This window comes from Sphingobacterium sp. N143 (assembly GCF_030325625.1).
Lineage (GTDB): Bacteria > Bacteroidota > Bacteroidia > Sphingobacteriales > Sphingobacteriaceae > Sphingobacterium.
On sequence record NZ_JACAIS010000010.1, the window covers coordinates 37,839 to 61,218 of the forward strand.

A 23,380-nucleotide genomic window follows, 5' to 3' on the forward strand; every position below is an offset into this window, starting at 1 on the left:
AATATACTTGAATGTTGTCTAGGATTTTTAAGCTTATTTTACAAAAACGAAATAACTATTTATAACCTTTTGAGTATATGACGAATAAAAAGAGTTACACATTTGCCTTGATTTTGGTGACATCCTTATTCTTTTTCTGGGGATTTATCCATAACCTAGATCCCATATTGATTCCACATCTACGTAATGCCTTTAGTTTATCGCATTTCCAGGCATCATTGGTTGATTCAGCGGTGTTTATTGCCTATTTTGTAATGGCGATTCCGGCAGGGATCATTATGAAACGATATGGTTATAAAGCAGGTATTTTGATCGGGTTGCTTTTCTTTGCCATTGGCTGTTTTCTATTTGTACCGGCAGCGAACACGATTAGTTATGCCTTCTTTTTGGGGGCACTGTTTGTGGTGGCTTGTGGCCTGACCATACTGGAGACTGCGGCTAATCCATATGTTGCTATTTTGGGTGACCCTTCGTCTTCGGCACAACGGCTCAATTTTGCACAGTCATTCAATGGTCTGGCTGCTTTTTTGGCCCCTATATTCGGAGGAAAATTTATTCTCTCCCATGCACCTAAATCGCAGGAAGAGATCGCGCAGATGACGGAGCAGGTCAAACTGGCTTATATTCAATCGGAAACTGCTGCGGTCAAAATGCCGTATCTGGTTTTGGGTATTTTGATTTTGTTGATTGCAGCATTGTTTTTCTTTACCAAATTGCCGGATATCAAAGACGACGAAGAAGAGGGAAAGTCTGGATTCTTCCATGCTTTGAAGCATAAAAATGTAAGATGGGCTGTGGTAGCGCAGTTTTTTTATGTTGGTGCCCAGGTCTGCGTGTTAAGCTTTTTGGTGTTATACGCAACAGAAGTTGCTGGGATATCAGGTAAGGACGGTGCGGATTATGCTGGTTTTGCTGGACTTGCATTTATGCTCGGACGCTTTATCGGGACATTTTTTATGCGTTTTATGTCGGCGTCCAAGTTGCTTATCATCTATTCGTTTATCACGATCATATTATCCCTGTATGTGATCTTTGGAACAGGTGTGGAGACTTTATATGCGCTGATCGGGATTGCCTTTTTTATGTCTATCATGTTTCCGACTATATTCGCTTTTGGGGTACAGGGGATCGGTGCCGATACAAAATCAGCTTCCAGTCTCATTGTGATGTCCATTGTTGGGGGAGCTTTATTGCCACCACTTTTGGGGTTAATTTCTGATAAAACAGGTCATTTTCAATATGGTTATTTTGTGCCTTTGATCTGCTTTATTGTTGTATTGATCTTTGCCTTTCAGAATAGGAACGTGAGCATCGCTGAAACAGAAAATCTTAAATCACATTAATAGATAGCAATGAAAAAGTATGTCATGGCATTGGATCTGGTCAATGATCCACAACTGATCAAAGAATATGAAGATTATCACAAGGCCGTGTGGCCCGAAATCAAGCGTTCCATCCTTGATGCTGGTGTGACTCAAATGGAGATCTATCGCTTTGAGAACAGATTATTTATGCAAATGGAAGTTGGTGACGATTTTTCATTTGAGCAGAAAGCTGCCATGGATGCGGCCAATGAAAAGGTGCAGGAATGGGAGCAGCTGATGTGGAAATATCAAGCGGCAATACCTGGAGCCCAACCGGGAGAGAAGTGGGTAATGATGAATAAAATATTTGAATTAGTATAACATATGGCTGTACAACGCTATTTACAAATCCATCCAATGGATAATGTCCTTGTTGCCTTGCAGGATCTGGCAGCAGGAACAATAATTGTTTTCAACGATAAAGAGTTTGCATTGAAGCAGGCTGTTGCGGCTAAACATAAATTTACCATCCAACCGATGCCACAAGATGCTGACATTTTGATGTATGGTGTTCTCGTCGGTAAACTGAACAGCAACCTAAGTGAGGGAGAGCTGATTACGACCGAAAATCTACGTCATGCTTCGGAAGACTTTAGAATGGGCAATCGAAAAACGGTATGGACTAAACCTGATGTATCAGCATTTAAAGATAAAACTTTTAGGGGGTTTCACCGTTCCAATGGTACCGTAGGTACGGCGAACTATTGGTTGGTCATCCCGTTGGTGTTCTGTGAAAATCGCAATGTCCTGACCTTAAAAGCTGCTTTTGAAGAAAAGCTGGGCTATAAGGTGAAAGCCAATAATTATGTGTCTGAAGTTGAAGACCTGATCGGATTGTATAAATCCGGCGCAGATGTCAATCAGATTCTCAATCAGGATTTATTGACAGGTTCAGCATCACATGAAGCTGAACGTCTGTTCAAAAATGTGGACGGCATCAAGTTTCTAAATCATGAGATGGGCTGTGGGGGCACGCGTATGGACTCGGATGCTTTATGCGGACTTTTGGCCGGGTATATTACCCATCCAAATGTGGCGGGCGCCACGGTGTTGAGCTTAGGTTGCCAGCATGCCCAGGCTTCTATCCTAAAAGCTGAGATCGAGAAGAGAAGTCCAGGTTTTGACCGTCCTTTATATATTTTCGAACAACAAAAAGAAGGTACAGAAAAAGAACTGATGCAAAAGGCCATCAAGGCGACTTTTGCCGGTATGATGCAGGCTGACCAGAACGAGCGTAAGCCGGCCACTTTGGATAAGCTGTGCATTGGTCTGGAGTGCGGTGGTTCGGATGGTTTTTCGGGAATTTCAGCCAATCCAGCATTGGGCTTTGTCTCGGATATTCTGGTGACTTTGGGCGGATCGGTGATTTTAGCCGAATTCCCTGAATTGTGTGGGGTAGAACAGGAATTGAGTGATCGCTGTGTGGATGAAGCCACTGCAGAAAAATTTATGTCCTTGATGCGCACTTATAATGCGAAGGCGGAAGCCGATGGGTCTGGGTTTTATATGAATCCATCTCCGGGCAATATCCGGGATGGGTTGATCACGGATGCCATTAAGTCTGCAGGAGCAGCTAAAAAGGGGGGAACATCTCCTGTTGCTGCTGTGGTTGACTATCCTGAATTGGCCAATGGTCCAGGCTTAAATTTATTATGTACTCCGGGTAATGATGTGGAAAGTACCACAGCAGAGGTAGCTGCCGGAGCCAATATTGTTTTATTCACAACGGGACTAGGAACACCTACGGGTAATCCGATCACCCCAGTCGTAAAACTCTCCACGAATACCAAGACATTTGAAAAAATGCCTGATATACTGGACCTGAATTGTGGTACCATTATCGAGGGAACGGAAACGATTGAGGCGGCGGCACACCGCATTCTGGACTACGTGATCGAGGTCGCTTCGGGAACGGTAAAACCTAAGGCTGTATTGCTGGGACAGGATGATTTTATCCCTTGGCGAAGAGGTGTTTCGTTGTAATAAAATACCCATGATTGAAGATACAACACGGCAGATGATCATCTGTGTATTGATCAGACCATTAAAAGTTAAATATATATGAAACTTAAACATGTCATCATCGGTTTGGCCCTGCTGCTCGGATCTATCGCCCATAGCTATGGCCAACAACATTACCAACCGACCCCTGAGAATTTAAAGAACAGGGCCTGGTTTGAACAATCTAGATTTGGTGTTTTTATCCATTGGGGGGTATATAGTGTGCTAGGTGATGGCGAATGGGTAATGAACAATCAGAATATTAGCCTGGATGAATATGCGCTATTGCCAAAATTTTTCAATCCCATTGCTTTCAATGCAAAAGAGTGGGCAAAATTATTCAAACAGGCCGGAGCCAGGTATATTACTTTTACCACAAGACATCACGATGGTTTTTCCATGTGGGATAGCCAGGTCTCCGATTACAATATTGTGAAAAAATCACCATTCAAACGGGATATTGTGAAAGAATTGGTCGAAGCCTGCCGTAGTGAGGGGATAAAAGTCATGTTTTACTATTCTTTGCTTGACTGGAACCGGAATGATTATTTGCCGGCAGGTAAAACTGGTGGTGGAATAGCTGGCCGCGATTCTACCAAAGGCGATTGGAATCATTATGTGCAGTTTATGAAAAATCAGCTGACAGAACTTCTGACCAATTATGGGCAAATTGATGGTATCTGGTTTGATGGCCATTGGGATAAGCCGAAAGAAGACTGGCGTTTCACTGAGATCTACGAATTGATCCACAAACTTCAGCCGCAGTGCCTGGTCGGGAATAATCACCATCTGGCACCTTTTGAGGGCGAAGATTTTCAGATGTTTGAGCGCGACCTGCCGGGAGAGAACACGACAGGATTTGGAACAAAAGCAGATGATGTGGGTAAGTTGCCAAAGGAAGTATGTGGCACCATCGCCGGATCATGGGGATTTGAGCTGAAAGATCGGACGCGCAAGTCCTTTAAGGAGGTGCTGACGTACTTGGTCAAAGCCGCGGCCCATGGATCCAATCTATTGCTCAATGTCGGGCCCATGCCAAATGGAGAAATCCAGGATTATCAACAAGACCGACTGCAGGAGCTTGGAAAATGGCTTGCTGTGTACGGGGAGACGATCTATGGGACTGAAGCAGGCGGGATAGCACCGACGGATGATTATGCGTTGACAAGAAAAGGCAATCAGGTCTATCTGCATATCCTTAATCCGGAGAAAAAGAACCTTGTGATTGCCAACCTTCCCTATCAGGTTAAAAAGGTAAGAACATTTGTTGGAAAAGAAGAAATTAAGTTTAGTCATAAAAATAATAGTTTGCACTTGGATTTGCCACCATCGTCAGAGACGGTGGATCTGGTATTGACATTAACAATTAAATAACAATGGGAAAATTAGAACAAAAAGTAGCTGTTATAACTGGGGGTGGTAGTGGGATTGGCCGTGCTATCAGTGTGCAATTTGCGAAGGAAGGTGCAAAAGTACATATCCTTGACCTGAATGAAGAAGGAGGGAATGCCGTTGTGGAGGAGATCTTGGCTCTTGGAGGCCAGGCAGTGTTCAATCGTTGCAATGTAACAGATCAGCAGGAAATCATAGCGATCGCCCAACATATCGGAAAAATTGATATTTTAGTAAATAATGCCGGTATTGCTCATGTGGGTAACTTGGAGAATTGTAAATCTGAAGATTTTGAACGTATCTTTAATGTTAATGTAAAAGGTGCCTACAATGCTTTATATGCCATCATACCGATCATGAAAGCACAGGGTGGCGGGGCTATCCTTAACCTGGCTTCTATTGCAGCCTGGGTTGGTATCACCGACCGCTTTGCGTACTCGATGAGTAAGGGAGCGATTTATGCGATGTCGATGTCAGTAGCACGTGATTATATGGCTTATGGTATACGTTCTAACAGTATTTCACCGGCCCGTGTGCATACTCCTTTTGTGGATGGATTCATCGCGAAAAACTATCCGGGCAAAGAGGCGGAAATGTTTGAAAAACTGTCGGCAAGCCAGCCTATAGGCCGTATGGCACAGCCGGAGGAAATTGCCAAATTGGCTCTTTTCTTATGTAGTGACGATGCCGGATTTATAACAGGTAACGATTACCCAATTGACGGCGGTTTTATTAAATTGAACAATTAGGGTCGAAATAAAAAATCAATATTAAAATGGAGGCCGTTGGTAAGCCAAAGGCTCGCATAACCAACGTCTCCATACTCAATACTATAAAAATATGAAATTAATACGTTTTGGAGTCTCAGGCAAAGAGAAGATCGGTGTACAGATCGATGGTGTGAATTACGATGTTAGCGCATTTGGTGGTGATTATAATGAGCAGTTTTTTGCGGATAATGGTTTGGCCCGTTTGGAAGAATTTGTCAAGGCCAATGCTGGTCAGTTGAGTGAGATTCCACAGGGAGAACGTATCGGAGCTCCTTTTGCCCGTCCTTCCAAAATCGTTTGTATTGGTCTGAACTATATGGATCATGCGAAGGAAACGAATGCCCCTATTCCGGCAGAACCTATTATTTTTATGAAGTCCACAACCTCTTTAGTAGGCCCATATGATGACGTGATGATCCCTAAGGACTCTGTGAAGACTGACTGGGAGGTAGAGTTTTGTATTGTCATTGGCAAAAAGGCCTCTTATGTTGAGGAGAATGAAGCATTGGATTACGTTGCGGGTTATGTCTTGCATAATGACGTGTCTGAACGTGAATATCAATTGGAACGTGGTGGTACTTGGGACAAGGGGAAAGGTTGCGACACATTTGCTCCGATGGGACCATTTATGGCAACCAAAGAAGAGATCAAGGATATTAACAATGTACGTATCTGGTTGAAGGTAAACGGTAAAACCTATCAGGATGGAAATACCAAAGATCTGATTTTCTCCATTGCACATGTGGTATCTTACGTTTCTAAGTTTATGACATTGTTGCCTGGAGACGTGATTTCGACAGGTACACCTGCAGGAGTGGGGCTGGGATTCAATCCGCCGATTTACCTTAAAGCAGGCGATGTGATCGAACTGGGAGCAGAAGGTCTTGGAGAGTCCCGTCAAACGGTCGTTGCTTATTCGAAAAAATAATTTTAGTAACCTTTCTCGTTTATTATGCGTATAGATACCCATCAGCATTTTTGGCAGTTCGATCCGGTCAGAGATAGCTGGATTACGGATGAAATGAAGGCCATACAGCGCGACTTTACACCACTGGATATTCAGTTTGTGCTGGAGCGTAATGGATTTTCAGGGACTGTTGCTGTTCAGGCCAGTCAATCCGATGAAGAAACAAACTACTTGGTTCAGCTGTCCAAAGATTATCCTTTCATTAAAGGGGTGGTTGGATGGATTGATCTGCAGGCTGAAAATATCAGCGAGCAACTGCAAAATTATCAGACTGTACAGGTCCTGAAAGGTTTCCGTCATGTCGTTGAAGGGGAAGCCGATCCGGATTTCCTGATCCGTCCAGCTGTGCTGAATGGATTAAAGGCCTTGGCAGATTATGGCTACACCTATGATCTGTTGATCCGTCCACGGCATTACAAAGCAACATTACAATGTGTGGACCAAAACCCAAATTTGCAATTTGTGCTGGATCATATTGCCAAACCGCCGATAAAAACTAGAGAGTTTGATGAATGGGCAGCCTTTATTGATGCACTAGCGGCTTATCCGAATGTGGTATGTAAAGTCTCCGGCCTGGCTACTGAAGCGGACTGGACTGGATGGAAGCTCGATGATTTCAAACAGTACCTGGACCATATTTTCACCCGTTTTGGAAAACAGCGCATTATGTATGGATCTGATTGGCCAGTATGTTTATTGGCCGCCTCTTATGAAGAGAGCATTGCCATTGTCGAAGATAAACTGGGTGACTTTACAGCAGCTGAAAAGAAGGCATTTTGGGCAGAAAACGCAATACGTATATACAATCTCTAAGAAAAAAACATTATGGATCTTCATTTAAAAGATAAAATTATTATTGTGACCGGGGGAGCAAAGGGAATCGGACGTGCCGTGGTACATGCCCTGGCAAAAGAAGGCGCTACCCCCGTCATCGTAGGGCGCAAGCAGGCAGACAATGAAAAAGTCAAGGAAGAAATCAAACAGTTCGGAATCGATGCGCTGTGTATCGAAGCTGAATTGTCTAAACCTGAGGATTGTGAAAAGGCTGTGCAGAAGACCTTGGAAATCTATGGCCGCATAGATGGTCTGGTGAACAATGCCGGACAGAATGATGGTGTTGGCCTAGCCTCCGGTAATTATGAAAAATTCGTCGCTTCATTGCATAAAAATCTAATTCATTACTATTTAATGGCCCATCATGCTTTAGATGCACTGAAAGCAGCCAAAGGAAGTATTGTGAATATTTCATCGAAAACCGGGGAAACAGGACAGGGAAATACCTCTGCCTATGCAGCTTCTAACGGTGGACGGAATGCGCTGACACGCGAATGGGCTGTAGAATTGTTGCCCTATTCGATCCGTGTGAATGCGATTATTGTTGCCGAATGTGCGACACCACAATATGATACCTGGATCCAGACTTTGCCAAATCCAGTGGAGACCTTGAAAAAAATTACAGACCGTATTCCGTTGGAACATCGGATGACTACAGCTGAGGAGATTGCGAATACCACTGTATTTCTGTTGTCCGATAAATCAAGCCATACCACAGGGCAATTGATTCATGTGGACGGTGGATACGTTCATCTGGACCGTTCCATTATCGCTGAATAAGCGAAGTTGGCACATATTGGATTTTGGAAGGTAAACATGAGGGGATCGCACAGCGCTGCTCATTTACGGCCAAGGTCCAATATGAATTTTATGCAGAACAACCGCTGATGAGAAAATACTCCACAGGCGCTGTTGGAGACAAAAAGATACAAACAAAAAAAGCCTGTTCATTTGAACAGGCTTTTTTTGTGGTGCCACCTGGGTTCGAACCAGGGACACAAGGATTTTCAGTCCTTTGCTCTACCAGCTGAGCTATGGCACCATGCTGACCTTTTATTTAAATCTGTGATCATCAGATTGAAGCGTGGTGCCAGCTGGATTCGAACCAGCGACACAAGGATTTTCAGTCCTTTGCTCTACCAACTGAGCTATGGCACCGCTTTTTTGCAGTCGTTTTTATTCCCGATTGCGTTGCAAATATAGTGTGATAATTTGAATTCTAAAATTTTTGGGCATATTATTTTTACTCTTTTTTCGAACAGGTTGATTTTGATCGAGATAAAATTACAAGAAACTAACACATCGGAAAGGGAATAAGCTGTATCTTTGCATTTCAATAATTAGCGATGAGTAAAAGAGGAAGAGTTTTAGTTGCAATGAGTGGGGGGGTGGATAGCTCTGTAGCTTCCGTCATGCTTCACGAACAAGGATATGAGGTTATAGGTATCACCATGAAAACCTGGGATTATGCATCCGCAGGCGGTTCGTCAAAGGAAACCGGATGTTGTAGTCTTGACAGTATCAATGACGCTCGTACATTAGCCGTAAACTATGGTTTCCCTCATTATATATTGGATATACGTGATGAGTTTGGAGATTTTGTGATTGATAATTTTGTCGAAGAATACATTGCCGGGCGTACACCTAACCCGTGTGTGCTCTGCAATACGCATATTAAATGGGAAGCGCTGATGAAGCGTGCCGATAAATTGGATTGTGAATTTATCGCTACGGGGCATTATGCCAACATCCGTATGCACGATAATGGCCGTTATGTGATATCCAAAGGTAAGGATGAGAATAAGGATCAGTCGTATGTGCTATGGGGGGTATCCCAAGAGAACCTGGCGCGTACACAATTCCCGTTAGGATCGTTCACCAAAAAAGAAATCCGTCAGATGGCGTTGGATATGGGACAAAAAGAGCTGGCCAATAAATCGGAGAGCTATGAGATCTGTTTCGTCCCTGACAATGATTACCGTGCCTTTTTAAGGCATAAGGTACCGACGTTGGATCAACAGATCGGTCCGGGTAACTTTATCCTTTCAGATGGAACGGTTGTGGGCAAACATATTGGTTATCCCTATTTCACGATCGGTCAACGTAAGGGCTTAGGCATCGCTTTAGGCAAACCGATGTTTGTGATCGAAATTCTCCCTGAAAGTAATACCGTTGTATTGGGCGAGGAACACGAACTTGAAAAATCACATGCCTATGTTCGTAATGTGAACTTTGTCAAATATGCAGGACTGGATCAACCGATGGAAGCAATTTCAAAAGTGCGGTATAAAGATTCAGGAGCTCTGTCTACCATCTCGCAAGAGGGCGATAAAGTGCGTATAGATTTTGTACACAATGTGAAAGGTATTGCGCCGGGACAATCCGCCGTATTCTATGAAGGAAATGATCTTTTAGGCGGTGGTTTCTTGATGAAATAAATAAAGCTGGTCTGAATTCCAGAATAAAATTTTAATCCCTATGCTGTTACAGTATAGGGATTTTTTTCATTAGGAATTTCTGAGATTATGGGCGGCTATGATGCCTGCCGGATTTAAGTCGATCGAATTGAGCAGAAAGGCGTAACTATTTCTTTTGTCAAGATAGAGGGTCGAAAGCGATACTAAAATTGTATCGTAATCCTTATCAGTTAAACCAAAAGTAAGTGTTTTTGCCTCATGTCGTTCACTACTATACCGTGTTAATTCGATTTCGTGGGAGACAATCGTTTGAGCCTGTCTTTTATCAAAAGACAGGCTTACAATTTCAATCTTTAAGACAATATGGCTACATGACTTGGGCCAATAGAAATTTTCATCTCCTTTTAATTCGGGTATGTGGATTGATATAGCCCCTGTAGTTGCGAAATTCACGGTGGTATCGAAATAAAGGTAATCGTAGATATGACAATTCTTATTGAACTGAAAGTCGACCAATCGCTGGATATTTCCCTGGCTAACTCGTTGATCGCCGGGGTTGTGTTTTCCATTGCCAAGCAATACACGCTGCATACGTTTAACTAGTCGGTTGTGCATTTCGCTGTCATGTAGTTTTTGATGTACAGCATTGAAAGCCCGGCGGATTATTGCGCCTGCTGTGCTCGCTGTCCCGAAATCAGACGCGGCAGCTTCCGTCCATATCGTTTGACGCATTTTGTCCGAAGGTTTAGTCTGTACGACATTTTTGTCTCCAACTTTACGATTGACCAAATTTCCAAGTTGGCCTTTCAAATATCCATTTTCAATTATTGCCATAGTTAAAGTTAACTATTTAAATCGCTGAAAGGTAGTTTTTTACAACTTTTATAAGGTTTAAAATAGTGATATACTGCGTTTTATGAATTTTGAAATGTTGGGTACTTCACGATTATTAAATTGGCAATGGATACCAGTATTGTTCGCTGTAGCTCTAGTTGAGATAGAGTATAGATTCGGTTAAGAAAGGGAGTGTGAGCGGGATGTTTCGGTGATCATACCGATTTGTAAGCGTGATATAGTCGCTGTCAACACGGAGTGAACACGGACTCAGGTCGGATTGAGGGACCTTAAGATGATAATAGGTTTAGTAGGTTATATTGCTCAAATAAAAAGCAATAATTGATCTAAATTGCTTTTTATTTGAGCAATTATGGAAGAGCAGTTGTTGGAGTTTCAAGCCTACTAACATAGGAAATATATGTGGCAGATCGGGGTGAATTTGTGTGTTGCTTAGTCTCTGCTTTCTAATGGAAAGAAAGGGTGACATATTTTTGCGATTATTGCTAATATTTTTAGTAATTTTAACTTATGAATCAGTCAGCATATTTTAAGGGCAGAGGGGCACAGATCAATCCCAATAATAAATTCTTTGCCAACCAGTACGTACAGGAGCATATTGAAGGGTTGGATGAAGAATTTCTCGGGGCTGAAAAAACTCAATTTATTCCCACACATCCCAAATCCATCATATCCAAATCCAATAGTCCGGACCTCCGGTTTGAACGATCGATCAATCCTTACCAGGGATGTGAACATGGCTGCATCTATTGTTATGCACGCAATTCGCATGAATACTGGGGCTTTAGTGCCGGGTTGGATTTTGAACGCAAGATTCTGGTCAAACACAATGCAGCTCAGCTTTTGGAGCACGAGTTTCGCAAACCAAACTATCAGCCGGAACTGATTATGTTATCCGGAAATACGGACTGTTATCAGCCTATTGAACGCAAACTGGGCATCACCCGGTCCCTTTTAGAATTGATGCTAAAATATCAACATCCTGTTTCCATCATCAGCAAAAATGTATTGATGCGGCGAGATTTTGATCTCCTGCGCGAGCTGGCGGCACTTAATCTGATCTCGGTTGCCGTGACCATCAATTCTTTGCGGGAAGATGTGCGCCAAAAGATGGAGCCCCGTACCGCTACTGCATCAGCACGCTTAAAACTCATCGAGGGATTGACGGGGATAGGCGTACCTGTGATGCTGATGATGGCACCCATCGTTCCCGGGATCAATAGTGATGAAATTTCAGATTTAATCCGCTCGGGTGCAAATGCGGGTGCAATTACAGCCTCTTATACCATTGTGAGGCTCAATGGACAGATCGGTGCCATCTTTAAGGATTGGCTGTATCAGCATTATCCAGAGCGTGCTGAAAAGGTACTGCACTGGATCGAAGCCTGTCATGGCGGAAAAATTAATGATACCGACTTTGGACGAAGGATAAAAGGGGATGGCAATATGGCCGACAGCCTGCAGCATCTGTTTAAGCTGTCGGTCAAAAAATATATGGGTAATGCTGTCTTGCCTTCCCTGCGCAGAGATCTATTTCGCCTACCGGACGCAGGGAAGCAATTGGGGTTATTTTAATTTCCTTACTTTTTTCTTTTGATCAATATATAACTGATATATAGCAATACTAACCAGACAGGGATCAGTTCGACGGGTAATTTCATGCCGGTCACCCACATAATACCCAATACAGCGACCAGAAAGATAAGACAGATGTAGTTACTGAGCGGGTACATAAATGAGGGGAACTTGGTCTGTAAATGTGCTTCGAGCTTATTTTTCCGGAAATAGAGATGTGTAATGGAAATCATCAGCCAATTGATGATCAAGGAAGAGACAACCAATGACATGAGTATTTCCAGGGCATTCTTTGGTGCTACATAATTGATAAATACGCAGATCGCAGCAAAGAAAGCTGAGACCAGGATTGCATTGATCGGTGCATGGTTTTTATTGAGTTTGGATAAAAACCTCGGTGCATGGCCCTGTTCTGCCAGACCATACAGCATCCGGCTATTACTATAGACACTACTATTGTAAACGGATAATGCTGCGGTAAGAACGATCAGATTTAAAGCGTTGGCGATAATTTTTGTGAAATAAAAGGTCTGACCAAAAATCGTGAATTCAAAGCCATTGAGCTTGTCAAATACCAGCACAAAGGGGCTGGTATCTGCCGTGATATTGGTCCAGGGTGTCAAGGAAAATAGGATGACCAGGGCGCCCACATAAAAAATAAGGATACGGTAGATAACCTGATTGGTCGCTTTTGGAATATTTTTTTCGGGATGTTCAGCTTCGGCCGCTGTGATGCCCACCAACTCCAGACCGCCAAAAGAAAACATAATAAGTGCTATGGCTGAGAGCAGGCCCTCATAATTTCCATCTGCTGTCTGGTTGAACCAGCCTTTGGGGAAAAATCCACCATGTGCTGTCAGGTTGTTCAGTGAAGCCTCCTCACCGCCACTGCCGCTCAGCAGCAAGTAGACACCAAAGACAATCATGGCAATGATAGCCACGACCTTGATGATTGAAAACCAGAATTCAGTTTCACCATAAATCTTTACAGAAGCAAGATTTAATGCGTTGATGGCAAAGAAGAAAAACAAACTGGATCCCCATAATGGGATTTCAGGCCACCAGAACTGGACATAGACCCCTATTGCGGTCAGTTCGGCCATACTGACCAAAATATAGAGTACCCAATAATTCCAGCCTGAGGCATAGCCGGCAAAGGCCCCCCAATATTTATTGGCAAAATAACTGAAACTCCCTGAAACAGGCTCTTCGACGACCATTTCCCCCAGTTGTCGCATGATAAAAAAGGCGATTATTCCGGCAAATGCATAGCCGAGGATAACGGCGGGCCCGGCAAGGGTAGCCGCTTTTCCAATACCCAAAAATAAGCCGGTTCCGATGGCTCCTCCCAAAGCAATTAATTGAATATGCCTATTCTGAAGGCCCCGCTTTAATTGTTTTGAATCCTTATTGTTCTGTTTCTCCATGTGTATGGTTAATACGGTTACATTTTTGTCGGCTCTTTCAAGCCCTGTATGTTTTGATATTTGTGTGCTATACGCCAACTATAGCGATCTCTCTCAAGCGCATAAAGTTAATAAAACACTTAGGTATTTAAAGCACTTTATGTATTGGTTTTTTGTGCTGTGGGAGCTGAGCGTGTTAAACAATGCGGGAAAATATCGTTTTTAATAGGAAACGCTGTCCGGTATAAGACAGCGTTTCTCTTTTTTAGTAGCTAGTGTGATTTTTGGCTACTTTACTATAAAACGAAATTTTGTTCGTAAATGTTACACGAAAAGACAAATTAATTTGCTTTTTGAGGTTTTTCTGCGCTGTTGCAGCTGCAGCCACAACCTTTGGAGCAGCTCGACTTACCTTTCAGTGATTTTTGGATGTTCCTAACGACATACCATACTGCCGCTATGACCAAAATTCCAACGATGAGATATTGTACTGTTAAATTATCCATAGCCTATTTTTTTAAGTGATGTAATTAGGCAAGTTATTTATTTCAAAAGCTGATAGGCAATTAATGCACTTAAATAGGCCAAGCCTGTCATAAAACCAACCTGAATCAAGGTCCATTTCCAGGAGCCTGTTTCCCTTTTTACTGCTGCTATTGTACTCATGCATTGCATGGCAAAAGCATAAAATAACAAAAGCGATATGCCAGAAGCAAAATTATAGGCGGGTAGGCCTGTGTTGCGATTGATCTCGCTTTTCATTTTGCTCAGTACCGTTGTTTTGGTGGCTTCATCTTCGATGTCGACTTCGTCACCAAGGCTATATACTGTAGCCATTGTCCCCACAAAGACTTCACGTGCCGCAAAGGAAGAAATCAATCCAATTCCCATTTTCCAGTCGTAGCCCAAGGGTGCTACTATAGGTTCAATGGCCATGCCAAGATAACCCAGGAAGGAATGCTCCAGACGGTAGGATGTGACCTCATGATCCAGGTCTTCCGCTGATAAGTTAGGGTTGTTTTGCTGCACGATTTCTTCTGCCCGGCTGAATTTGTCATTTGGACCAAAGCTGCCCAAAGCCCAAAGGATAACAGAGATGGCCAAAATAATCTTACCAGCGCCGAATACAAAGCTCGAGGTTTTTTCCCAAACGTTTAAAGCGACATTCTTCCAGTCCGGCGATTTATAGGTCGGAAGTTCAAAGATCAGAAACGATCTGTGTTTGGATTTAATGATCTTGGTCAGGATGATGGCTGAAAATAAGGCCGCAAATATACCGAGTAGGTACATGACGAACAATACTATTCCCTGTAGGTGAAAACCAGCATAGGTTGTGTCGGGAATCACCAGTCCGATGAGGACGATATAGATGGGAAGACGTGCTGAACAGGTCATGAAAGGCGTCACCAATATCGTGACAAGTCTTTCTTTTGTATTTTCAATATTCCGCGCAGACATGACTGCCGGAACGGCACAGGCCACACCGGATATCAATGGAATGACAGATTTGCCGTTCAGTCCAAAAGGGCGGAGCCAGCGATCCATTAAGAATACCACCCGGCTCATATAGCCTGTTTCTTCCATGATGGAAACAAAGATATACAAGATGACGATCTGTGGAATGAAGATCACAATACCACCTATGCCTTTAATGATACCATTACTGAGCAGGTCAGTCAATGGACCTGGAGGAAGTACGGTTTGTGTATAGGCTGCCAGGTCACCGAAAAGACCATCGATAAAATCCATGGCGGGCCCTGACCAGGTATATATGGCCTGAAAAATCAAGAAAAGGATACCAAAGAAGATGATATATCCAAAAATGGGATGGAGGAGTATCTTGTCAATGGTATTGGTCTTGTTCGTATTTGAAGTCTCATCCTTGGCATAGATCGTAGCGAGGCTCTGATCCAGGGATTTGCTGCGGAGTATGGCTTCATCTTTTTGTAATTTCTCAGCTTTCAGCTGATATTTATCCCGGATGTGCTGAATGGCCTGGTTTTTCTCCTTGGACAAGAATGAAACCTCACCTTTTGCTAAATATTGCCAGGTGTGGTATTCCGTTTCCAGTGGAAACAGGCGTTTGGTCTCTTCCAAAGCATCATTTGCTTCGGCCGGAAGGCTGAACTGACTGATGTACATCGGTGGTACAGCATCAAAATTTTTGATCAGCTGATCAATACCTTGGCCTGTGCGGGCATTGGTTTGGTAGACTTTTGTATTCAGCAGCTGCTCGAGTTGCTGAATATCTATGCTTATCCCTTTTTCTTTGGCTTCATCGATCATATTGATGACGAAGATGGCCGCAAGCCCAAGTTCGCGGGCCTGCTGATAAAGTATGATAGACCTTTTTAAGTTGGTTGGTTCAGCGACAACAATAACAAGATTTGGTCTGAAGTTGTTCTCCTTGTTGACTAAGGTATTGAAGACGACTTCCTCGTCCATTGAACTTGGGAATAGCGTATATGTCCCCGGAAGATCAATGATACGGTAGGTCTTGTTGTTGGCTTTAACCTGTCCTTCACGTTTTTCGACCGTGACGCCGGGATAGTTTCCTACTTTCTGATTTAATTTTGTAATCCGGTTAAAAAGGGAAGTTTTACCCACATTTGGATTACCCAAAAGTGCAATAATCGGGTTATTCATTATTTCTGATCAATAAGGATGACTTTAGCTTCTGATTTACGTATGGCAATCAAGGCATTATTAGCAATAATACTTAAACATATTGGGCCATTCAGCGGAGCGATATGTTTCACTTCCACTTCAGTGCCGGGCACAAAACCCAATTCGAAAAATTTAGCTGGAATATCTTGCGAATCAAAATCAATAATCACCGCTTTTTCCCCTTTTTTTAGCTTGTCCAAGCTATTTTTATTACGCATCTACCTGTTTTTTTATCTGTTTCAAATATACAGTTTTTCTGTCATTTAGAATGATTCTAATGTCATAGTTATGTATTTAGCGCAAAAAACAGCTATCTTTACGTTTAAAAAAGGATTAATTATCAACCAAAATGAAGATCGAGGACGAAATCAAGGTAAGTAAATTCAGTAATGACTGGCATCGTTGTACAGTGAATATCCTTTATACGTACAACTGGATTAACAATGAGCTTGAACAAAGGGCGGCTAAAGAAGGGATCACGTTGAAACAGTTTAATGTCCTGCGTATCCTCAGGGGGCAATATCCTAAGCCAGCAACCAATAGCCTGATCAAATCCAGAATGTTAAGTACGACACCGGATATTTCCCGCATGATTGACAGGATGGTCATGAAAGGCCTTGTTTCACGCTGCCAATCTGGTGGGGACAAACGTGCTGTGGATTTAGTGATTACGGATAAAGGGCTGACCACGCTTAAAAATCTTGATGAAACCATGTTGCTGAAGGATATTCTTCCCAATAGAATTAGCGAAGAGGAGGCGGTTCAACTGAGTGAACTGCTGGATAAAATGAGAGGTTAAAGCCGCTCCTGTACAGCCAAATTTAATGGTTGTGATCATGATGATCATGATCATGGTGTTCCTGATGGTTATGTTCACCATGACTATGATCATGACCATGTTCGTCAACAAATGCAAAACTTGCCAGGGCAATGGCTACGCCAGCAATGACAGCGATCATTTTCTTTTTATTGAATTTATGATGGTCTATGGATCCGGATTCGAATAATATGGTGGTGGAGATATGTAAAAATATACCGATCACAACGGCCATGATCTTATCAAAATATTGCTGAATATCACCCACTTCTCCGGCACTGATTGCTTTACTGAGCAAGAAGCCAAAAGGAGTCATCGCCGCAAATAGGGCCAGGGTGATGATAATAGTATTCTTTTTCAGCTGTGTGCTGATCAGGATACTGCCCAGCGCAAATGCCGCCGGAATATGATGGATGGATATCCCCAGTGCCAGCTCAGTCTGATGTGTGGCTGCCAGGGGCATTCCTTCCAGAAAAGCATGCAAACAGAGGCTGAACATGATGCCAATAGGGAAACTATGGCTATGATGCCCATGCTCGGAATGGATATGCCCATGTTCTATGCCCTGGGAAAATTGTTCGAGAAAAAGCTGAAATAAAAAGCCTGCAAGCACATAGATCCCCAAGACTTCGGGGGAGGTATTGGTGGATTGATAAACATGTGGAATGAGGTGCAGCACCGTAATGGAGAATAAATAAGCTCCACTGAAAGAAAGGATCAGTTTTAGAAAATTGGTCCCTTTTTTTTGTACAAAAAATACAGCAATTCCACTTGCAAATGCAGGTATGAATAAAATTAAAATCAATAAAATTGAATTCATTATATGTGTTCAGTTTTAAAAAAGCTTGGTACGAACCGCTTGAACAGATAGCCCGTTGCTAAGCCTACCAGGATACCCAGGGCTGAACCACAGAGGATGTCAAACGGATAATGGACACCAACATAAATTTGAGAAACAGAAATCAGAAATGCCCAGGCAATACACAGCCACAGGACATATTTCCATCTCCTCCGGAACAGCACAATCCAGAAAAATGCCAATGAAAAGTGATTGGCTGCATGGGAAGATGTAAAACTGAAGCCTGAACCGCAGCGCACACGGATGTTGACATTCTCCTTGAACTCCACATCATTGCAGGGCCTGATTCTTTTTACTGTTTTTTTGATCAGATGAGATGATATACCATCAGAAATTCCGAATGTAACCAAAGTCATCACAACAATTAATATACCTGTCTTCCCATAGGTCTTGATGAAAAAGATGATCAGAAATAAATACAAAGGTGCCCATGTGTATGGATTGCGCAATATCGGCAATAACCAATCAAATACAGGATTACTCAAGCCTTGATTGATGGCAAGAAAAATTTCTTGATCGATGTGTATTAATTGTTGAATCATAAATGTTGCTGATTACAATGAAATTCCCAAACTTTTAAAACTCCCTTTTCAAAAGTAAAAATAATTTCATTGCAAACGATTGTTTCTTTTAAAAACAACTTTGTTGCAACAAAGATACGTTAAATATTCATTAATTATAATTTTAATTCGATATTTTATTGCCATAATGCTAAATTTACACGTTAATCAATTCAAAGGAAATGACTTTAATTAAATCAATATCAGGAATACGTGGTACGATAGGCGGTCGTGCAGGCGAGGGTCTTACGCCAATAGACATTGTTAAATTTACTGCCGCTTACGGGAAAATCATTGTGAAACAAAGTGGTATAAATAAAATTGTGGTGGGCAGAGATGCCCGTGTTTCAGGTGAAATGGTCAGTAATCTTGTCATTGGTACTTTACAGAGCATTGGTGTTGACGTAGTTGACCTGGGCTTATCCACTACACCGACGGTTGAGATTGCTGTTCCGATGGAGCAGGCTGCTGGCGGGATCATCTTGACAGCCTCCCATAATCCTGGTCAATGGAATGCCCTGAAGTTATTAAATGCAAAGGGTGAATTTATCTCAGATGCTGAGGGCCAAGAAGTGCTGGCACTTGGGGAATCATTGGATTTTGACTTTGCCGAAGTCGGAGAATTGGGGCAAGTGCATAAAGATTATTCTTATTTACAGAAACATGTCGATGCTGTATTGGCATTGGAGTATGTCGATCCGGAGGCTGTGCGAGCAGCTAACTTTAAAGTTGCCCTGGATGCAGTTAATAGTACAGGAGGAACATTTATTCCAGCTTTGTTGGATGCGCTGGGGGTGCAGACGGTTTACAAGATCCATTGCGAACCTAACGGCCAGTTTCCGCACAATCCCGAGCCGCTCAAGGAACATTTGACGGACCTATCAGCTGCTGTGATCGAAAATAAGGCTGACCTGGGGATCGCAGTTGATCCAGATGTGGACAGATTGGTCTTCATGATGGAGGATGGTGAACTATTTGGCGAGGAATATACACTCGTTGCGGTAGCAGATTATCTGTTGCAACATAAAAAAGGAAATACGGTCTCTAATTTATCGTCCACACGCGCATTGCGTGATGTCACCAAGGCACATGGTGGTGAATATTATGCCGCTGCCGTGGGTGAAGTCAATGTGGTGACTAAAATGAAGGAAGTCGACGCTGTCATTGGTGGCGAAGGCAATGGGGGAGTGATCTACCCGGCGTCGCACTACGGCCGTGATGCCCTGGTGGGTGTGGCAATCTTCTTGACACATCTAGCTAAGCTGGGTAAAAAAGCTTCGGAATACCGCGCTTCATTACCGCAGTATTTTATGTCCAAAAATAAAATTACGCTGACGCCGGAATTGGATATTGACAACCTGTTGGCAAAAATGGAGGAAAAGTATAAACATGAGGACCATACGACCATTGACGGGCTGAAGATTGACTTTGAAAATGAATGGGTCCACCTGCGTAAATCAAATACGGAACCCATCATTCGGATCTATTCAGAAGGACCAACGCCGGAAGCAGCTGAACAGATCGCACAGAAGATCATCCGTGAGATCGAAGAAATAATTAAATAAAAACAAAAAGCTGCATTTGCAGCTTTTTGTTTTATCCATGTCCTTATCATGTGGTGCTTGGATGGGAAAAGCTGTACATTCAATAAAAATAGGGTAAAATGTATGATTAAAAAGATAGGCATAGGCATTTATTGTTTTCTGAGCTTGTTGCTGTTCAGCCTACCTTCGCTCGCGGGGGAAGCTGTGGACGAAGTCAACGCTGTTTTGGACAGTTGGCACAAGTCATCCGGGGAGCTGAAATATGGCCCCTTCGTCAATTTGGTGGCTGCGAATGCGGTTATTATGGGGACTGACCATGAAGAAAGGTGGGACAAGGCCCATATGGACCAATTTTCAAAGCAATATTTTAATCCGAAATACGCCTGGACATACAGTTATGAAAATAGGCATATCAGTTTCAGTCCCGATAGTGCAACGGCCTGGTTTGATGAGACCTTTAAAATCAACACCAAGCTCTTCCGGGGTACAGGGGTGTTGAGCAGAATTGACCGTGAGTGGAAGATCAGCCAATATAGCCTGTCTATGATCGCCCCGTATCAGGAAGTCAAATCTGCAATAGGCGGAAAGATCAGCCAGAAGATCCACAGCAATCTTTTGCTCGTGATGGTGCTGTTTTTCTTTATGGCCATGTTGTTTGTGCTCAGTCAACGGTTAAAGATTTCATATCCGATCTTACTGGTCATTGGCGGCCTGGGGATTTCATTAATCCCGGGAGCCCCGGTGATTAGTATAGATCCTGACATTGTCTTTCTGGTATTTTTACCACCATTGCTGTTCGAGGCCGCCTGGTACACCAATTGGGACAATTTCCTGAAGTGGCGGAGATCGATTTTGATCATGGGATTTGGGCTGGTATTTTGTACCTCCTTGGCAATCGCTTATTTTTCGGTGAGCATTATCCCCGGGTTTACGCTGGCGCTGGGCTTTTTATTAGGGGGAATTATTTCTCCGCCAGATGCAGTAGCGGCCAGCTCCGTCTTAAAAGGTGTCAGTATCCCCAAACGTGGGATCACCATTCTGGAGGGGGAAAGCCTAGTCAATGATGCGGCGTCATTAACTGTATTCCGGTTTGCTTCCATCGCTATTCTGACCGGACAGTTTGTGATGAGTACTGCGACCACACAGTTTCTGGTACTCTCGGTCATGGGCGTTGTGGTGGGGCTTGTCATCGGCCATATCCTGTATGTTTTTTTACGATACGTTGCCAAATCGTCAAGCATCACGACCCCGATCACGCTGATCGCACCTTATCTGATGTATATTGTGGCGGAGCATTTTGAATGGTCAGGAGTCTTGGCGGTGGTCAGTGGGGGGCTGTTTCTTTCTTTTAGGGCGGGCGATTACCTGAATTATCATACCCGGATACAGACAAAAGAAGTCTGGGCAACCGTTGGATTTCTGTTGAACGGATTTGTCTTTATCCTGATCGGCTTGGAACTGCCGGTCATCATCAATGGGTTGGGAGAGTATTCGATGGAGGAGGCTATTGACTATTCATTGGCTATTTGTGTTATCGTCATTGTACTGCGATTGGTGGCGGTTTATCTTTCTGCATTTTTACCACGGATACTGTCCAAGCGGGTTCGGATCAGGGAGAAAAGTCCCGGCTGGAAGTTGCCTTTGGTCGTTGGTTGGGCAGGCATGCGGGGCGTCGTTTCCCTGGCGTCGGCTTTGGCGATCCCATTGACATTATACGATGGGACAGCTTTTCCGCACCGGAATCTGATTCTGTTTATCACTTTTGTGGTTATTTTGGTGACTTTGGTATTCCAGGGACTTACATTACCGCTGCTGATCAAGCTCATAAAAATCGAAGAAGTGGACGAGCATGCTTCCATGGAAGAGCAGATGGACGAGATCCGTGTGCGCCTTGGGAAGGAATCCATTGCTTATCTGGATAAGCATTATGCCAAGGAAATGATGGAATATGAAACCATTGCACGGGTCAAGGAGCAGATTATCCGGAGTGTAAATGCTTCTGAACGGGCCAAGGAAGAAGATACCCGGGCACAGCTCTCTGCGGTGAGGGGGCTGTACAATAAAATTATGCTGGAGCTGCTGACCTTACGCCGCAATGGCCTATACAAAATAAAAGAAAGCAAGGCTTATGATAGTGATGTGATCAAGGAGCTGGAATATTCGCTGGATCTGGAAGAATCACGGTTGTCACGCAAGTAAGCGTCTGCCTAGAGCCTGCCAGATAAACATCCACATCCAGAAAATTTCCTGTGGTGACTGCGGGTCTCTTTTGTTCAGAAGCTCGCTACAGGACTGTTTATCGTATAATGGCAAAGCAAGTCTATTGTACCAGCTTTGCTATTTTACCTTTATCGCCGGCTAAAAATACCGCTGATCCTCTTTTGGCCTGTTGGACAGCATTAAAACTATCGGTCGAAATATTGGTCCAATGGCTACCGGCATCATCCGAAACATCGGTGCCGGAAGTACCTGTGCAGATCAGCTGTCTTTTTGAGCGGTAAATAACGGCAGATTTAAAACCAGAAGGGGTTTGCGCTGCTGCGGTCCAGCCCTGACCTCCATCGTGGGTTGTAAAGCAGTTTTTTGTCCTGTTTTTATCCGCTTTGTAATCCCCACCAATGACGATGCCTTTCTTTGGGCTGGTGAAGGCCACAGAAAAAGGTCCGGTACTATTTTCTCCCTGGATAATAGGGCAAGGGTAGCGATTCCAGGTATTGCCTTGGTCCATACTGCTATAGATATGTGCGACCGTACCCCCGGTTGCGATCCAGAACTGACCTTTTTCAGTACAGAAAATCGATGTGCCACTCGCAGCGAAACCGGCCTCACCTTCAGCAATGGTATAGGTTAGATTGGCGGAGATATCGGTCCAGGTCTGCCCAAAGTCCATCGTTCTCAGTAAAGGCATCTTTCCGTGAATGGCATCGCCAAAAGCAATTCCTATTCCTGATGATGTGAAGGCAAAACCATCATAAAATATTTCAGGTCTGGTATCTTTAAAAATTTCTTTCCAGCTTCTTCCACCATCGTCCGTAAGCAGAATAAGTGCTGGTGATCCGGCTGAAATAATCAGCGCCTGATTCTCACCAAAAGCCTCAATATCTCTGAAATCGATCTTTTCATAACCAATGGGGTTGACCCAGAGCCAATTTTTTCCAGCGTCGGTACTGAGTCCAACAGTTCCATTACTACCGCTGACCCAAACGGTTTGGTCGTCCACTACGCTCAGCCCCCTGTAGCTGCTGTTGCGTTCTTGATTTAGCAGCTGGATCCTGTTCTTTTGAGCAGATAGCTGGTCAGAAAGAAAGAGCTGGATCAATAAAAAAAGAAATATGGGTTTCATGGTTTAATG

Annotated in this window: 21 protein-coding genes and 2 tRNA genes; 13 read left to right on the top strand and 10 right to left on the bottom strand. The window is 43.4% G+C overall.

Annotation, left to right across the window (positions count from 1 at the left end):
• Positions 1-77 precede the first annotated feature (77 nt).
• From fucP to HX021_RS18000, 8 genes are all read left to right on the top strand, one after another.
• Positions 78-1,343 carry an L-fucose:H+ symporter permease gene (gene fucP, locus HX021_RS17965; RefSeq protein WP_286591929.1) on the top strand — a complete coding sequence of 422 codons (1,266 nt, stop codon included), beginning with the start codon at positions 78-80 and terminating at the stop codon, positions 1,341-1,343.
• Positions 1,344-1,352: 9 nt separating this feature from the next.
• Positions 1,353-1,685, top strand: coding sequence for an L-rhamnose mutarotase (locus HX021_RS17970; RefSeq protein WP_286591930.1), 333 nt, complete (start codon positions 1,353-1,355; stop codon positions 1,683-1,685).
• Positions 1,686-1,688: 3 nt separating this feature from the next.
• The gene (locus HX021_RS17975) at positions 1,689-3,347 is read left to right on the top strand and encodes a UxaA family hydrolase (RefSeq protein WP_286591931.1); all 1,659 of its coding nucleotides are present in this window, start codon (positions 1,689-1,691) and stop codon (positions 3,345-3,347) included.
• A gap of 78 nt (positions 3,348-3,425) precedes the next feature.
• Positions 3,426-4,739, top strand: coding sequence for an alpha-L-fucosidase (locus HX021_RS17980; protein WP_286591932.1), 1,314 nt, complete (start codon positions 3,426-3,428; stop codon positions 4,737-4,739).
• Between the two features lie 2 nt (positions 4,740-4,741).
• Positions 4,742-5,506, top strand: coding sequence for an SDR family NAD(P)-dependent oxidoreductase (locus HX021_RS17985; protein WP_286591933.1), 765 nt, complete (start codon positions 4,742-4,744; stop codon positions 5,504-5,506).
• Positions 5,507-5,597: 91 nt separating this feature from the next.
• A complete protein-coding gene (locus HX021_RS17990) occupies positions 5,598-6,455 on the top strand; it encodes a fumarylacetoacetate hydrolase family protein (protein ID WP_286591934.1) in 858 nt (285 codons plus the stop codon).
• A 24-nt stretch (positions 6,456-6,479) separates the two neighbouring features.
• A complete protein-coding gene (locus HX021_RS17995; RefSeq protein ID WP_286591935.1) occupies positions 6,480-7,307 on the top strand; it encodes an amidohydrolase family protein in 828 nt (275 codons plus the stop codon).
• 12 nt (positions 7,308-7,319) lie between these two features.
• Positions 7,320-8,108 (top strand): L-fucose dehydrogenase, encoded by a 789-nt coding sequence (locus HX021_RS18000; RefSeq protein WP_286591936.1) that lies wholly within the window; start codon positions 7,320-7,322, stop codon positions 8,106-8,108.
• 189 nt (positions 8,109-8,297) lie between these two features.
• On the opposite strand, the gene HX021_RS18005 is transcribed toward HX021_RS18000, so the two are convergent.
• Positions 8,298-8,370: transfer RNA gene (locus tag HX021_RS18005), tRNA-Phe, on the bottom strand.
• A 43-nt stretch (positions 8,371-8,413) separates the two neighbouring features.
• Positions 8,414-8,486 (bottom strand) — tRNA-Phe (locus tag HX021_RS18010).
• Positions 8,487-8,674: 188 nt separating this feature from the next.
• Here HX021_RS18010 and mnmA point away from each other — a divergent pair.
• On the top strand, positions 8,675-9,766 hold the full coding sequence (gene mnmA, locus HX021_RS18015; RefSeq protein ID WP_046672147.1) for a tRNA 2-thiouridine(34) synthase MnmA: 1,092 nt from the start codon (positions 8,675-8,677) through the stop codon (positions 9,764-9,766).
• A 69-nt stretch (positions 9,767-9,835) separates the two neighbouring features.
• Here the strand turns inward: mnmA and HX021_RS18020 are convergent, their stop codons facing one another.
• Positions 9,836-10,579: a hypothetical protein gene (locus tag HX021_RS18020; protein WP_286591938.1), complete on the bottom strand. Its 744-nt coding sequence runs from the start codon at positions 10,577-10,579 to the stop codon at positions 9,836-9,838.
• 531 nt (positions 10,580-11,110) lie between these two features.
• Here HX021_RS18020 and HX021_RS18025 point away from each other — a divergent pair.
• Positions 11,111-12,175, top strand: coding sequence for a PA0069 family radical SAM protein (locus HX021_RS18025; protein WP_286591939.1), 1,065 nt, complete (start codon positions 11,111-11,113; stop codon positions 12,173-12,175).
• 5 nt (positions 12,176-12,180) lie between these two features.
• Here HX021_RS18025 and HX021_RS18030 read toward each other — a convergent pair whose 3' ends face one another.
• From HX021_RS18030 to HX021_RS18045, 4 genes are all read right to left on the bottom strand, one after another.
• A complete protein-coding gene (locus HX021_RS18030; RefSeq protein ID WP_286591940.1) occupies positions 12,181-13,602 on the bottom strand; it encodes an amino acid permease in 1,422 nt (473 codons plus the stop codon).
• Between the two features lie 320 nt (positions 13,603-13,922).
• The gene (locus HX021_RS18035) at positions 13,923-14,087 is read right to left on the bottom strand and encodes a FeoB-associated Cys-rich membrane protein (RefSeq protein WP_286591941.1); all 165 of its coding nucleotides are present in this window, start codon (positions 14,085-14,087) and stop codon (positions 13,923-13,925) included.
• 37 nt (positions 14,088-14,124) lie between these two features.
• Positions 14,125-16,227 (bottom strand): ferrous iron transport protein B, encoded by a 2,103-nt coding sequence (gene feoB / locus HX021_RS18040; protein ID WP_286591942.1) that lies wholly within the window; start codon positions 16,225-16,227, stop codon positions 14,125-14,127.
• Positions 16,227-16,466: a FeoA family protein gene (locus HX021_RS18045; protein WP_286591943.1), complete on the bottom strand. Its 240-nt coding sequence runs from the start codon at positions 16,464-16,466 to the stop codon at positions 16,227-16,229. The genes feoB and HX021_RS18045 overlap by 1 nt, the downstream gene beginning before the upstream one ends.
• Before the next feature lie 131 nt (positions 16,467-16,597).
• Between HX021_RS18045 and HX021_RS18050 the strand changes: the two genes are divergently transcribed.
• The gene (locus HX021_RS18050; RefSeq protein ID WP_286591944.1) at positions 16,598-17,047 is read left to right on the top strand and encodes a MarR family winged helix-turn-helix transcriptional regulator; all 450 of its coding nucleotides are present in this window, start codon (positions 16,598-16,600) and stop codon (positions 17,045-17,047) included.
• A 22-nt stretch (positions 17,048-17,069) separates the two neighbouring features.
• Here HX021_RS18050 and HX021_RS18055 read toward each other — a convergent pair whose 3' ends face one another.
• Together HX021_RS18055 and HX021_RS18060 are read right to left on the bottom strand one after the other, a co-directional pair.
• Positions 17,070-17,885 (bottom strand): ZIP family metal transporter, encoded by an 816-nt coding sequence (locus HX021_RS18055; RefSeq protein ID WP_286591945.1) that lies wholly within the window; start codon positions 17,883-17,885, stop codon positions 17,070-17,072.
• Positions 17,885-18,466, bottom strand: coding sequence for a phosphatase PAP2 family protein (locus HX021_RS18060; RefSeq protein WP_286591946.1), 582 nt, complete (start codon positions 18,464-18,466; stop codon positions 17,885-17,887). The genes HX021_RS18055 and HX021_RS18060 overlap by 1 nt, the downstream gene beginning before the upstream one ends.
• A gap of 200 nt (positions 18,467-18,666) precedes the next feature.
• Between HX021_RS18060 and glmM the strand changes: the two genes are divergently transcribed.
• Complete coding sequence (gene glmM, locus HX021_RS18065) at positions 18,667-20,049, top strand: phosphoglucosamine mutase (RefSeq protein WP_286591948.1); 1,383 nt, start codon at positions 18,667-18,669, stop codon at positions 20,047-20,049.
• A gap of 102 nt (positions 20,050-20,151) precedes the next feature.
• Complete coding sequence (locus HX021_RS18070; RefSeq protein ID WP_286591949.1) at positions 20,152-22,227, top strand: Na+/H+ antiporter; 2,076 nt, start codon at positions 20,152-20,154, stop codon at positions 22,225-22,227.
• 121 nt (positions 22,228-22,348) lie between these two features.
• Here HX021_RS18070 and HX021_RS18075 read toward each other — a convergent pair whose 3' ends face one another.
• Positions 22,349-23,371: a WD40/YVTN/BNR-like repeat-containing protein gene (locus HX021_RS18075; protein ID WP_286591950.1), complete on the bottom strand. Its 1,023-nt coding sequence runs from the start codon at positions 23,369-23,371 to the stop codon at positions 22,349-22,351.
• Positions 23,372-23,380 lie beyond the last annotated feature (9 nt).